Below are 13,391 nucleotides of genomic sequence, written 5' to 3'. Positions count from 1 at the left end.
CGGATGAACACGCACGAACGGCGCGGCGCCGATTATCTCATCTCGATGGCACGGGCGCAGAACCGCAACTTCCTGAGTGAAGCGGACGGCAAATCCCTGCTTAACGACTACGGTGTACGAACACCCCTGTCGCTGGTCGTGGACGATGCGGCGAAAGCGAAGGAAGCATTGGCCGGAAAATCCGGGCCCTTCGTCGTCAAGGTCGTCTCACCGGATATCCTGCATAAATCCGATGCGGGCGGCGTAGCACTCGACCTTCGGGATGCGGACGCGGTCGCTGCCGCAATCGCCGATATGTCGCGCAAGGAAGCCATCGCTGCCGCGCGCGTAGAAGGCTGGCTGATCGAGGAGATGGTCCAGCCGGGGTTGGAGCTGGTCGTCGGCGGACTACGGGATGCTCAATTCGGACCGATGGTCATGGTGGGCATCGGCGGCATCTTCGTGGAAATCATTCAGGACGCGGTCTTTCGCCTTTGCCCCATCACCAGAACCGAGGCGTTGGACATGCTCGCCAGCCTCAAGGGTGCCGCTCTTCTGACCGGCGCTCGCGGACGTCAGGCCGTGGATATCGACGCGATCGTCGCGGCCATGCTGCGTATCGGCGGCGAGGACGGACTGCTGACGCAGCGGGACGACATACTGGAACTGGATATAAACCCGCTGATCGCATCGCCATCCGACGCGGTAGCGGTCGATGCCCGCGTCATCCTGACCGATCCATCCAAGGCGGAACCGCCAAGGACCGGCACGTCTCTCAGGGGAACGCCGAGCGAGGAGTTTCGGCCTCTCTTCGAACCGGCGACAGTGGCTGTCCTTGGCGCGTCCACCAAGGATGTCGCCATAGCCAACACATTCATACGGCGCATGAAGGCGTTCGGCTTCAGCGGCGAGATTTATCCGATCCACCCGCACGCCGAGCAGATCGAGGGCTTGGCGGCCTATCCTTCCCTTGGACAAACCCCGCGTCCCGTCGACTATGCCTATGTCGCGATCGGAGCGGGGCGTATTCCCGACGCGTTGCTGGCGGCCGAAGGAAACTGCAGGATCGCCCAGGTCATTTCGTCCGGCTTCGGTGAGATCGACGAAGGCCGGGAACTGGAAAACGAACTTCTCGTCAAGGCGCGGCAAGGCGGCGTCCGGGTGCTGGGTCCCAATTGCCTTGGTACATACTCGCCGCGCGGAGGCCTGACATTTCCGTCCGATGCAACGCGCGATACGGGTTGCATCGGCGTCGTATCCCAATCGGGCGGACTGTCGACCGATATTATCAAGAGAGGCCAGTGGCGTGGCCTGCGTTTCAGCGGCCTCGTCACCATCGGAAACAGTGTCGATGTCAAGCCGCACGAACTGGTCGAATATTATCTCGACGATCCCAAAACCAGGGCCATCGGGCTCTATCTGGAAGACATCAAGGAAGGGCGATCCTTCTTCGAGTTGATGCGCTCGGCAAAGGCGACCAAACCGGTCGTTATCCTCAAGGGCGGTCGGTCCGCCCAGGGTCGGCTCGCCGCCGCCTCCCATACCGGTGCGCTCGCAGGCAACGACACGGCCTTCGAGGCGTTGCAAAACCAGGCGCCCATATTGCTGGTTTCCACCGTGGACGCCTTTATCGATACGCTGCTCATGCTGCAGCACTGTGAGCTCCATGCGGATCACCCGACGAAAAGCGTCACACTGTTCGGCAATGGCGGTGGCTCCAGCGTCCTCGGCACGGACGCATTCGCCGCCGTCGGCCTGGACGTCTCTCCGTTCGGTCCGGCCGCACGCGCTCCTCTGGACGCCCTGGCGCTTCCGCCTGGGTCGAGCGTGGCCAATCCAATCGACACACCCGTGCGGACCCTGCAGGAAAAGGACGGTTGGATTGCCGGCGAAATCCTGGACCTCGTCTATGCCCACGCAAAGCCGGACGCGGTGGCCATGCATCTGAACCTGGCTGCATTTGTCGGCCGTGGCAGCGTGGATCCGATAGACAATCTCTTCACGGTGATCGAGCAGACCCAGCGCAAATGGCAGAACCAGGCGCACTTCGCCCTGGCCCTGCGCACCGATGGATCAGCCGAGCTGGACGAGCGGCGACGGCACTACCGCGAAAAGGCCTACAAAGTGAATGTCCCGGTTTTCGACGAGATACCGGCGATGGCGCAGGCGCTGGCCGGAATTCGCCATCTGGAGCGGCGGATGGCCGCCCGTCGATTGGCCTAAGAGAGCCCTCCCACAAGATTGGGTCGCTTCGCCGGGGCCGGCGGCGATCCATCGAGGCCCGTACGCCGCAGGAAGGACGCTTTCTGCTCATCGGAAAAGTAAGCGAGGCGCAGGTCACGCAGATACGGTCCGAAGGTCTCGTCTATCTGCGGCCCAAGGGCGGAGAATATCTCCGCCATGTAGTAATCGTGGCGGATCAGGGAGCCCGCCATGGTGACCACCGGCCGATTTCGCGTGGTGGCCGCCACGACATCGCCGTCCATCGTTGCCGTCAACATCTCTTCCTGGTCGACAGCGAGTGTAAACAGATTGTCGGCCGTGCCCATGCGCACGCCGTTGCTTTCGTGGATGTATACCCGGCAATTCTCGGTAAAGCGGAATTCTTCAGGATCGGATCCGAACAGCACGATCAGCGTTTCGACACCGCGCTCGGCCGCCATGCGAAGGGCATTGGTATGGCGACGCAAGACGTCGTCGGCCGCCTTGATCCACAAAGTCTTACGCGCGTCGGCAATCAACGCCTCGATCCGGTCGTGAACGGCCTCGTCTCCCTGCAGGGTCCAGACATGCTGGTCGTTTCTTGCCGGTGTCAGGGCGGCCAGACGGTCGGCGATGGTTGAGCAAAGAGAACGTGTCTGACGCGAGATGGTCTCGAACAGTTCCTGTGGATCGGCGGGAGCGTAGCGAACCGGGCTCTCACTTATCGGCAACACGGCGCCGCGCTGCGTCAGCGCATCCAGCGCATGATAAGTGTTCGGACGCGGAACGTTCGAGTTCTTCGATACTTCGTAGGCGGTGGCAGGGTTTTGTCGCAGAAGTTGTACGTAGACGCGGGCCTCGTATTCCGTGAACCCAAGCCGCTTTAGATCCGCCACCAGTTCGCTTCCCGGACCCTGTGTTACTGCAAGTTTGCCGGCCAATTCTGGTCTCCTAATCTCCCCGACAGTCTAACAGGTCGGGGCAGCCGCTCCAAATACGGCAAGCGGCTCCCGGGAGCTTGATATAAGACCTCGTCGATCAGGCCGCCAGCAGACGATCCTTCGCACTCTCGATGAAGCCTGTATGGACGTCGCCCGCGGAAAAATCCTGGTCGGACAGGCAGGCGATCAGGAAATCCCTGTTCGTTCGAATGCCCTGGACTTCCGTCGATCGCATTGCGGCCACGGCTGCATTGCGCGCGGATTCCCGTGTCTCGCCCCATACGATGATCTTCGCGATCATCGGGTCGTAGAAGGGCGTGACCGTGTCGCCCTCGCGATAGCCGGTATCGACGCGCAGGAACGTGCCTTCCTGCGGCAGCCGAAACAGCGTCAGGGGGCCCGGAGACGGCATGAACATACGCTCCGGGTTTTCGGCATAGAGGCGGCATTCGATCGCATGCCCCCGGACCTGGATGGCGCTTTGCTGCATGGGCGCGAGGGTTCCTTGCGCCAGTTCGATCTGCCATGCGACCAGGTCGACCCCGGTGACCATCTCGGTGACTGGATGCTCGACCTGAATTCGGGTGTTCATCTCCAGAAAAAAGAATTCGAACGTCGCCGAATCCACGATGAACTCAACCGTGCCCGCGCCCCGGTATCGCGTTGCCCTGCACAGATCCACCGCGGCCTGCGCCATCTGCCGGCGCACCGTTTCGGGCAGGCCCGGGGCTGGGCTTTCCTCGATCACCTTCTGGAAGCGCCGCTGCAAAGAGCAGTCGCGTTCGAACAGATGGACCGCCTCTCCGTTGCCGAAGCCGAAGACCTGGATTTCGATATGCCGCGCCTTCGGCACGAAACGCTCCAGGAACACCGCCCCATTGCCGAAACTCTTTGCCGCCATCGACTGGGTTGCCGCCACGACCTTCGCCAGCCCGTCAGGCGTTTCCAGACGCTTCATCCCGATGCCGCCACCGCCCCCCGCTGCTTTGACCAGCAGCGGAAATCCGACAGCCGCCGCCGCCTCTTCGAGGCCGGAACTGTCGCCGGGATCGAACCGCCGCGACCCTGGCACGACAGGGACCGCAGCACGAACGGCGATGTCCCTGGCGCGCTGCTTGTCGCCCATGGCGCGGATGGTGTCAGGGTCTGGTCCGACCCAAACAAGGCCCGCCGCGGCGACTGCATCTGCAAAATCGGCATTCTCGGAAAGGAAGCCATAACCAGGGTGGATCGCGTCCGCCCCCCGTTCGAGGGCAGCGTCGATGATCTTATCGCACCGCAGGTAACTGTCGCGCGCGGATGGCGGACCGACGGGAACGGCCTCGTCCGCGCCCAACACGTGGGCTGCAGCATCGTCCGCTTCAGAAAAGACCGCAACGCTGGCAATTCCCAAACGCCGGCAGGTGCGAAACACGCGCAAGGCGATCTCACCGCGATTGGCGACGAGAAGTTTCTTGATCGTCTTCATCGTTCACGCCTCGATCCTTGCGACCACAGTGCCCTCTGTCACCGTGTCACCTTCGGCGACGAGGATATCGCGGACAGTGCCGCCCTCCGATGCCGCGACGGGAATCTCCATCTTCATCGACTCCAGAATAAGGATCGGCTCGTCCTCCTCGACCGTCGCGCCCACGGCGACGAGAACCTTCCAGACATTGCCCGTGATCTCGGTCTTTACCTCAACGATCGCCATCATCTTTCCTCCCTGATCGGCAACGGCACCGGACAAGCCGGCTTGACTGAAGGATCATTAGAACTGATAGTAGCTGCAATAGCAACAACTACTGGCCGATGGCGCGTTCGGGTTTGGCGGCGGTCGATCGGGGAGGTGCAGCATGGATGGGTTCCACGACTGGATTGGGCGAGAACAGGTCCAGGAAGAGCGGTGCGACGCATGGCCGATGCGTGGGCTTGCCGCTCTCCTCGACAAGGAAACCATCCCGGGGCCGGGCGATGAAATTGCGCCATTGGCTCATTGGCTGATGTTCGCTCCGAGCGTCCCCCAATCGCAGATCGGAAGCGACGGTCATCCGCGGCGCGGCGGCTTCCTGCCGCCGATCACGCAGCCTCGCCGGATGTGGGCGGGAAGCGATATCCGGTTCATGGCGCCGATCCGGATCGGCGACCATGTCGTCAAGACCTCCCGCATTGCCAGCATCGAAGAAAAGGTCGGTCGAACCGGAAGCCTCATCTTCGTGGTTGTCGAGAACAGGTACGAGACCGACGATGGACCAGCGCTGAGCGAGGAACAGACGCTGGTCTATCGCGAGGACCCCCCACCCGGCGAATTGCCGCCGCCCGCACGGCCAGCGCCGGCCGAGGCCGAGTGGAGCGTCGACATCGAACCGGATCCGGTTCTTTTGTTCCGATACTCGGCGGTGACGTTCAACGCCCACCGCATTCACTACGACGCGCCTTACGCGAACGATGTCGAACACTATCCGCGACCGGTTGTGCACGGGCAACTCATCGCCACGCTGATGCTGGACGGCCTTGGTTCACGCCGGCAAGACAAGCGCCTGCAACGCTTCACCTTTCGCGCCCAGCGTCCGCTTCTATGCGACACGGCGTTTGCGGTAGAGGGTGCCCGACCACGGGAGGACGGCACCATAGAATTATGGTCGCGGACGCGCGATGGTGAGCTGACCATGAGCGCGACTGCGGGGTTCGAAGCATGAGCGCGGCACCGATGCAAGGCAGGGTCGCCTTCGTTACCGGGGCTTCACGCAATATCGGCAGGGCGATCGCCGTTGCCCTTGCCAATGCAGGCATTGCCGTGGCCGTTGGCGCAAGGACCGACAACCACGATCTTCGGGAGACGGTGCGGCTTGTCGAAGCTGAAGGTGTTCGCTGCCTTGCCGTCACAGCCGACCTTGCGACGTCTTCCGCATGCGAAGATGCCGTTGCAGCGATCGCCGGTGAATATGCCCGGCTCGACATTCTGGTCAACAACGCCGCGCTTCGCTCCAACGTGCCGTTGGAGCAGATCGACGACGAGACATGGTGTCGCGTTCGATCGAGCATTCTCGACGCGAGCTTCTACACGATTCGCAGTGCCGCACCTCTACTGCGTCAAAGCCCGGCAGGCAGTATCGTCAATATCGGAGGCGTCGCCGGACATGCGGGTATCGGCGGGCGTATCCATGTCTCTGCAGCTAAGGCGGCAATCGCCGGACTGACCCGTGCAGTGGCTGCGGAACTTGCGTCGAGCGGCGTTACGGCCAACTGCATTTCCCCCGGCCGCATCGAGACCGTACGCGACGGACCCCTGCCCCCGCATTTTCTGGAACGCGATACGCCGTTGGCACGTGGTGGAACACCGGAGGAGGTAGCGGCGCTGGTTGCATTCCTGGTCGGCCCGGATGCGCGATATCTGACGGGACAGACCCTGCACCTGACCGGCGGATGGCACATGGGAGGGTAATGACGAAGATCGGCAAATCTTAGTTGCATCAAATGCAACTACGGTTCATCATCCTGATATCGCAGACCGCCGGAACCCCGGCGGATCGCAGGCCGGCTTCAGCGAAATTCCATTGCAATGAACGATATGAGCGCCGGCAAGGCGCCGTCTCCCTGGGAGGAAGCAATGATAACTCACATCATGAACCGGGTGATACTCTCCGGCTTGCTGCTTGCAGTACCGTGTGGCGCGCTCGCTCAGGACTATCCTGACCGGCCGGTGCGTTATGTCCTTCATGTCACGCCCGGCGGCGCGACGGATGTCATGGCCCGCCGTTTGTCGATCGAGCTGGAAAAGGAACTCGGTCAGCCGTTCGTCGTGGAGAACAAGGCTGGCGGCCGAGGGGCAACGCAGCTCGCCGACGTCGCAAAAAGCAAACCGGATGGATACACGATCGCGTCGGTCACCTCGACGCATATCGGCGCGATGAACCAGACGTTAAAGCAGTACAACGTCGACAGCTTTGACTGGGTGGCGCGGCTCGCAACAGAGCCATACCTGGTCGCAGTGCCGGCAGACAGCGACATCCAGACGATGCAGGACCTGGTCGCAAAGGCAAAGGAAGCGCCCGGCACCCTTGTGATGGCCGGGTTCGTGCGCGGTTCCGGCGGACACTTCGCCTGGGAACTGATAGCCAAATCAGCCGGACTCGACTCCAAGTCGGTGCGCTGGGTTCCCTATGACAGTGTCGGCGACGCGGTCACGGCGACGCTCGGACACCATGCAGATGCGACGATTGCCTATGTCGACCTGGTAAAGAGCCATGTCCAGTCCGGGGCGTTGCGCGTTATCGGCATCATGGCAAAAGAGCGCGTTCCGCAGCTTCCCGATGTTCCGACCCTCGCCGAACAGAGTTTCGACGCCGATACGAGCTGGCAGCAGATGCGAGGTATCATCGGCCCGAAGGGGATACCGGACGACGTCAAGCAAACACTTGCCGACGCAGTGAGCGCCGCGCTGAAAGCCCCGGAAATGACCAAGTATTTCGAGGAATCGTCGCTGCTTCCGGCCTTTCTTGGACCGCAGGATTTCACTGCCTACGCCGCGCAGGAGGATAAGACGACGCGAGACCTGATGCAGCAGCTGGGACTGACGCAATGAAGGCCTCTTCGGCGAGCCTTCCAGCTTACGACGGTGCCGATGCCGGTGGAGAGCTTCCACCGGCGCCGACCGTATCGGTTCGTGCGGAATGGGGCGATATCGTCGTCGCCGTGGCCATATTATGCATGGCTGCCTGGTTTTTCGTGACGGCCGGAACGCTTGAGGATTATTCCGGAGAAGGCATCGGCGCGGCGGATTTTCCGACCGGCATCGCCGCCTTGCTGGGCATCGGAACGTTGATCATCCTTTCGGGCGCGCTTCGCCGCCTAACCGGCGGCAGCACGCGCGGTGTCATCACGGTCCGTCGCTATGTCCATGTCGCCCTCGGCATGCTGCTGCTGGTCGCGTTTCCCTACCTGATGGATCATTTCGGCTACTACGCCGCAATGGGCGTCTGGCTCGCGGCATTTCTTGTCCTGTGCAACGTCCGCCGCCCCATTCCCATCATACTGTATGTCGGGGGCTTCCTTCTCTTCACCAAGCTCGTCTTCGAGATCCTGCTCGGAACGCCTTTGTCGTGAGGTCACCATGCTCGACGGTTTCCTTCTAGGCCTGCACTCATTCACCTCCCTGGCCGTGGTGGCGGGGCTGCTTGGCGGCATTCTCGTCGGCTATCTGGTTGGCGCACTGCCGGGCCTGTCAGCCGGGGTCGGAATGGCGTTGCTTATTCCATTCACGTTCGGCCTGGACCCGGTCGTTTCGGTGGTCATGCTGGTGACGCTTTACATGGCTTCCGAGTATTCCGGCGCCATTCCGGCCATCCTCGTGAACACGCCCGGCGAACCCTCGTCTGCGGTGACCGCGCTCGACGGATATCCGATGCGCCTGCGTGGGGAAGCCGGACAGGCGCTGACCCTGTCCATTCTCGGCTCGGCCGTGGGCTCCGTCCTCTCCACCATCCTTCTTGTCCTGACTGTCAGCTGGATGACAAAAGTGGCGCTGGCTTTTGGGCCGGCAGAGTATTTTGCGCTCGCGGTTCTCGGCCTCAGCCTCGTCTCGACACTTTCCGGCCACTCGGTGATACGCGGCTTCGTCGCCCTCCTGTTCGGGCTCCTGCTGACGACAATCGGGACCGACCCGGTCGATGGCATACCGAGGTTCGCCTTCAACAATGGGCTCCTTGGCGGCATTCCTTTCATTGCAGCCCTTATCGGCCTGTTCGCCCTCTCGGAAGTCCTGGTAATGCTGGAAACCACGGACGAGAAGCCGGCGCCACTGAAGGCGATGACCGGCGTTCTCGGCCAGTTCAGCCTCATGCGACCGCATGCCGGCAACATGGTACGATCAACCCTTATCGGGTACATCCTCGGGGTCATTCCCGGCGCTGGCGCAACCATCGCTTCCCTGACCGCCTATTCCGTGCAGCGTCGCATTTCCAAGTCGCCGGAAACGTTCGGCAAGGGAAACCCGGAAGGGCTCGTCGCCGCAGAAACAGCCAACAACGCATGCATGCCCGGCGCACTTGCACCGATGCTGGCCCTTGGTATTCCCGGTAAGGCGTCGACTGCAGTGCTCGTCGGCGCTCTGGCGATCCATGGCGTGCAACCAGGCCCGTTGATCTTCAGCCAGCATCCCGAGGTGCCGTATTCAATTTACGTCGCGCTGCTGCTCGGCATGCCGTTCATGGTTGCGCTTGGCCTTTTCGGGTCGCGCCTCTGGGTCAAGCTCACCCTGATACCACGAGGCGTCGTCGCTGCGATGGTGTGTGCCACATGCCTTCTCGGAACCTATGCCGAGTCGAACGACATCTTCAGCATATGGGTCGCCGTCGCCTTCGGTATCATCGGCTATATCCTGCAGAAGGTCGAGATCGAGCCGGCGCCGATCGTCCTTGCCCTGGTGCTCGGATACATGATGGAGTCCAACTTCAGACGCGCCCTCGTCGGCTCAGGCGACGACTATGCCGTTTTCGCAGCAAGCCCCATCTCGCTCGTCTGCCTGATCCTGGCTGTCATCGTGTTCTTTCTTCCGTTAATCGGAAGCCTGATATCCAGGCAGCCCGCCACGTCACAGGCTGGAGACTGAAGGATCAAGAGGCTGGGTTTGAACCCAGCCTCTTCCATATCCCCTTTGCGGTCGCAATCGTTCGATTGCCCGCCATCAATTCGCATTCCATGAACACGATGGAAGCCGTCGATCTGACGATCTGCGGCCGGGTGGTGACGACCTCGTCGATGCCGCAACGAGACACGAAATGCATGTCGAACTGTATCGTCGCGATCGGTTGCGGACCGAATGTATCCCTGATGGATTGGCCCATTGCGCGATCGGCGAAGGTCATAAGCATACCGCCCTGCACCGCGCCACGTGTGTTGCGATGTTTGCCCTCGGTCAAAAACCCATAAAGCGGCACCGCCCCCTCACGTTTGACGAAGATGGGCCCGACATGGCCGATGAAACCATCATCCGGCATCGGGTGCCAACCCTCCTCGTCAGCAAACATCGTCACCTCCCACCGTGCCTTGCGTCCGACGCATAACAGCTCTGTCGATTCGTAGCTGCTATCGCGACTACTTTATCTCTAAGACACTGAGGAAGGAAATCGAGAGCGAGGCGAGGACAGCGATGTCGAGGACGATAGCAAAGTTTCAGCCGACGGGCGCACGCATGGCACCCGTTCAAGGCGTATTATACATGCTCGCTTTGATCAGAGTGGCGGGAGCCTTGGATAGACGCCGCGCTCCAACCGCCAGCGACACACGGACAATCGGGCTCAATTTCTCTCGCCTATGTCGTTAGACAGTAAGATATGCGCGTCAGCGTATACCCCGATGAGCCAGGACCTCGAGCGACCCATTGACCGGCTGCCTTGGCCACCGACTATGCCGCCGGGTCATCGAGAAAACCCACTCTGACCGCGACATGCACCGCCTGAGAAGTGCTCGACACTCCCAGGCGCTTGCGAATCCGGCGCAGATGGTTCTCGATCGTGCGCTCGGACAGCCCGAGTTGCAGCGCGATGTCGGCCTGACGCCGTCCGGAGGCGACCCAGCGGAGAATCTCCTGCTCACGCCGCGAGAGGCTCGAAGCGGGTTTGTCGGTCGCAGCCGACAGCAGAAGCGCGATGGTCCTGAAGGCAGCCGGCGCGATTGCGCCCATCGCAAGCTGAACGTCCGTAGAACTCGCGATCCGTATGCCGCCGGCGCTGAAAGAGCCCATCAGGCCGACATGGCCGAACACGGGCACCTGTATGCCGTGCACGCCGGAGCCGTGGGGGTGGCGAACGATGCGATAGGTTTCAAGGCCGTTCCGCCGCAGCTTGGTCCAGAAGAATGCCGTATCCGTTTCCAGAACGTGACGGTTCACCGGGCAGTGGGCAAGGTAGGTTTCGGCGTCGATTTGCCGCTCGCCCGCATCGAACCAGTTGCCCTCGATCCAGAGCAATCGCTCGATAAGGCCGGGTCCGGAGGGCGGCGCGGCGTAGAGAACGAAGCGGTCGTATCCGAACGGCGACGCGAAATCGCGCACGGCCCGACGGATGTCGTCCACATGGGCGCTTCGTTCGATCCCACGGATCGTGCCAGGCGTCGTCTCCAGCGCCGAACCGCCCATGGTCAGCCTTGTCCGACTTCGGCGAGCAGCGTGGCGGCGGCAAGCTTGCCCAGCTCATTCGCCGCGAAGGGGCTGGCGCCGGTCAGGAGCTTCCGGTCCTTATGCACCGATTTGTCGGGTTCGGAGTTGGCGATGGTCACGCCAAGGGCCTTCAGCTTTTCCCCGAACTTCCAGGTCAGATGCCCAGGCATGTAGCCGATGTCGGGCGTCACGCTGTCCGTCGCATCGGGGAAGGCGGTGATCGTGTAACCGGCGAAGGGAAATCCCCCGGCCGCGCCGTCCTGCGCACAGGCCAGGAACGCAGCGGGGCCATGGCAGATGGAGATCAGATGGCGGTCGTTGTCGAACGCCCAGCGGATCACCGATGCCACGTCGTCGCTGAAGGGAAGGCCGGCCAGTGGACCGTGCCCACCCGGAATGAAGACCGCCGCGTAGCCGGTGTCCGGGCCCAGCTTCCTGACGACGTCCGACAGCTTCAACGGGCTGAGGAATTGGTCAAGATAAGCTTTGTGAAGCCCGGTGATGGCCTCGTCCTCGTCGGGCATGGCCCAGAACTCGAACTTGACGGGATTTCCCGAGACGGTTGCAATATCGAACTCGAACCCGGCCTTGTGCAGATGATACATCGGCACGAGCGTCTCGACCGGATGGTTGCCGGTCGAGAACAGGGTGTCATTCTCCATCCGCAGGTAACGCTCGTCGGTGCCGATCACGAGGATACGGCGGTTGCCTTTGTAGGGGGACGCATAGTCCGCGCCCTCGAGGTCGCTCTTCGGGCTGGTGAACTCCTTCAGCGAGAACTTGGAGGGGAAGAAGGCGTTGAACTCCGCCTCGTCGGGCTGCGGGTCCTTGCTCAGGGGTAGGATGTGCATGACGGATCTCCGTTGATCCATCGAAAGGTACGTCGCCGCCTCCGCACGGGAAATAAGGGAAATCCCCCAACGTATGAGGCTGTGCTGCGGGACGCCGACTGCCGGTCTCCGGCATCGACCCCAAAGCTCACATCGGTCAGGTGCGCGACAGGCCCCTCCGGCCCGTCATCGCCATGGCGGCCTCGAGCTCGCCTGCCAGCATCTGGAAGAGCGCCAGTGGCCCTTCCGGCCCATACGCGGCAACGGCATACAGGAACGGCCGCCCCACGAAGACGAAGTCCGCGCCGGCATCGAGCGCCTTGAGGATGTCCTCGCCAGAGCGGACACCGCCATCGAGGGCGATCGGAAACCCCGCCGGCACCGCGGCGCGGATCGAGGGCAGCACGTCGAGCGGCGCCGGTGCCCCATCGAGCTGTCGGCCGCCATGGCTGGAAACCTGGATCGCGTCGGCGCCGGCATCGGCGGCCAGCACCGCATCCTCAGCGTCGAGAACGCCCTTCAGAACGAGCTTGCCTTTCCATCGGCGACGGATCTGCGCGAACACATCCCAATCGAGGCGGCCGGAGCTTTGCGCTGCCATGACCTGCGCCAAGGTGCGCGCGCCGGCGCCGGGCCGGGCATAGGGGGCCAGATTGGCAAGGCGGGGCGCACCATGGCGCAGGGTCGCGATGGCCCAGGCGGGATGTCGCGCAAGATCGAGCAGCATGCTTGCGCTGAACCTCAGCGGCAGGCCGAAGCCGTTGCGCAGATCGCGCAGGCGCTTTCCCGGGCGCGGCACATCGGCTGTGACCACCAGCGTATCGAAGCCGACCTGCTCGACCCGCGCGATCAGGTCTTGGGTGATGTCGATCGACGCCCCGACATAAAGCTGGAACATCGAGCGTGTGGGTGCCGCCGGGCGCAGGGCTTCCAGTGGCTGCGTCGCCGGGGTCGGGCAGACATAGGGCGCGCCGAAGGCTTCGGCCGCCCGCGCGAACGCAAGATCGGCACCGGGCCATGCCAATCCCGGCAGCCCGAGCGGCGCGATGCCGAACGGCGCCGACCAGGTCCGGCCGAGAAACCGGCACGACAGGTCGGCCGGGCTTTCCGAATTGACGAGGATGCGCGGCCTCAGGCACGTCCGGGCGAATGCTTCGCGGCTGCGCCGCGCCGCGCTTTCCTCGCCGGCTGCGCCATCGACATAATCGAACGCGAATCGCGGAATACGCGAGCGGGCGCGCTCGCGCATGTCATGCGACGAGATCGGCGAGATCATCTTGCGACGGTCGGTCATCCTCAGGC

At 62.6% G+C, this 13,391-nt stretch carries 13 protein-coding genes; 6 read left to right on the top strand and 7 right to left on the bottom strand.

Translation table 11 applies throughout. From position 1 onward, the window contains the following. Positions 1-3: 3 nt before the first annotated feature. A complete protein-coding gene (locus IGS74_RS03005) occupies positions 4-2,202 on the top strand; it encodes an acetate--CoA ligase family protein (protein WP_192389233.1) in 2,199 nt (732 codons plus the stop codon). Here the strand turns inward: IGS74_RS03005 and IGS74_RS03000 are convergent. The 3 genes from IGS74_RS03000 to IGS74_RS02990 all read right to left on the bottom strand — a co-directional run bounded on the left by IGS74_RS03000 (position 2,199) and on the right by IGS74_RS02990 (position 4,818). After that, positions 2,199-3,122 (bottom strand): TrmB family transcriptional regulator, encoded by a 924-nt coding sequence (locus tag IGS74_RS03000; protein ID WP_192389231.1) that lies wholly within the window; start codon positions 3,120-3,122, stop codon positions 2,199-2,201. The genes IGS74_RS03005 and IGS74_RS03000 overlap by 4 nt on opposite strands. Before the next feature lie 97 nt (positions 3,123-3,219). After that, positions 3,220-4,590, bottom strand: a complete 1,371-nt coding sequence (locus tag IGS74_RS02995; protein ID WP_192389229.1) for a biotin carboxylase N-terminal domain-containing protein — start codon at positions 4,588-4,590, stop codon at positions 3,220-3,222. Between the two features lie 3 nt (positions 4,591-4,593). Continuing rightward, positions 4,594-4,818: a biotin/lipoyl-binding carrier protein gene (locus IGS74_RS02990; RefSeq protein ID WP_245283080.1), complete on the bottom strand. Its 225-nt coding sequence runs from the start codon at positions 4,816-4,818 to the stop codon at positions 4,594-4,596. A 139-nt stretch (positions 4,819-4,957) separates the two neighbouring features. Here IGS74_RS02990 and IGS74_RS02985 point away from each other — a divergent pair, with 139 nt between their 5' ends. The 5 genes from IGS74_RS02985 (at position 4,958) to IGS74_RS02965 (ending at position 9,711) form a co-directional block, all read left to right on the top strand. After that, positions 4,958-5,800, top strand: a complete 843-nt coding sequence (locus IGS74_RS02985) for a MaoC family dehydratase N-terminal domain-containing protein (protein WP_192389227.1) — start codon at positions 4,958-4,960, stop codon at positions 5,798-5,800. Next, on the top strand, positions 5,797-6,546 hold the full coding sequence (locus tag IGS74_RS02980; RefSeq protein WP_206688207.1) for an SDR family oxidoreductase: 750 nt from the start codon (positions 5,797-5,799) through the stop codon (positions 6,544-6,546). Before IGS74_RS02985 ends, IGS74_RS02980 begins: the two co-directional genes overlap by 4 nt. Before the next feature lie 117 nt (positions 6,547-6,663). Beyond that, entirely contained in the window at positions 6,664-7,686 is a 1,023-nt protein-coding gene (locus IGS74_RS02975; RefSeq protein ID WP_192389225.1) for a tripartite tricarboxylate transporter substrate binding protein, read from the top strand. Continuing rightward, positions 7,683-8,207, top strand: coding sequence for a tripartite tricarboxylate transporter TctB family protein (locus IGS74_RS02970; RefSeq protein WP_192389223.1), 525 nt, complete (start codon positions 7,683-7,685; stop codon positions 8,205-8,207). The genes IGS74_RS02975 and IGS74_RS02970 overlap by 4 nt, the downstream gene beginning before the upstream one ends. A 7-nt stretch (positions 8,208-8,214) precedes the next feature. Further along, positions 8,215-9,711 (top strand): tripartite tricarboxylate transporter permease, encoded by a 1,497-nt coding sequence (locus tag IGS74_RS02965; protein ID WP_192389222.1) that lies wholly within the window; start codon positions 8,215-8,217, stop codon positions 9,709-9,711. Between the two features lie 4 nt (positions 9,712-9,715). On the opposite strand, the gene IGS74_RS02960 is transcribed toward IGS74_RS02965, so the two are convergent. The 4 genes from IGS74_RS02960 to IGS74_RS02945 form a co-directional block, all read right to left on the bottom strand. Continuing rightward, positions 9,716-10,129 (bottom strand): PaaI family thioesterase, encoded by a 414-nt coding sequence (locus IGS74_RS02960; RefSeq protein WP_192389221.1) that lies wholly within the window; start codon positions 10,127-10,129, stop codon positions 9,716-9,718. A gap of 377 nt (positions 10,130-10,506) precedes the next feature. After that, positions 10,507-11,238: a PA1136 family autoinducer-binding transcriptional regulator gene (locus tag IGS74_RS02955; protein ID WP_192389220.1), complete on the bottom strand. Its 732-nt coding sequence runs from the start codon at positions 11,236-11,238 to the stop codon at positions 10,507-10,509. 2 nt (positions 11,239-11,240) lie between these two features. After that, positions 11,241-12,110: a glyoxalase III HchA gene (gene hchA, locus IGS74_RS02950; protein ID WP_192389219.1), complete on the bottom strand. Its 870-nt coding sequence runs from the start codon at positions 12,108-12,110 to the stop codon at positions 11,241-11,243. Positions 12,111-12,246: 136 nt separating this feature from the next. Next, positions 12,247-13,383: an alpha-hydroxy acid oxidase gene (locus IGS74_RS02945; RefSeq protein ID WP_246722854.1), complete on the bottom strand. Its 1,137-nt coding sequence runs from the start codon at positions 13,381-13,383 to the stop codon at positions 12,247-12,249. Positions 13,384-13,391: the final 8 nt, after the last annotated feature.

Source organism: Aureimonas sp. OT7, assembly GCF_014844055.1.
Taxonomy (GTDB): domain Bacteria; phylum Pseudomonadota; class Alphaproteobacteria; order Rhizobiales; family Rhizobiaceae; genus Aureimonas; species Aureimonas altamirensis_A.
The sequence above is the reverse complement of the archived record's forward strand: the minus strand, read 5'-3'. Positions and strand labels throughout refer to the sequence as shown.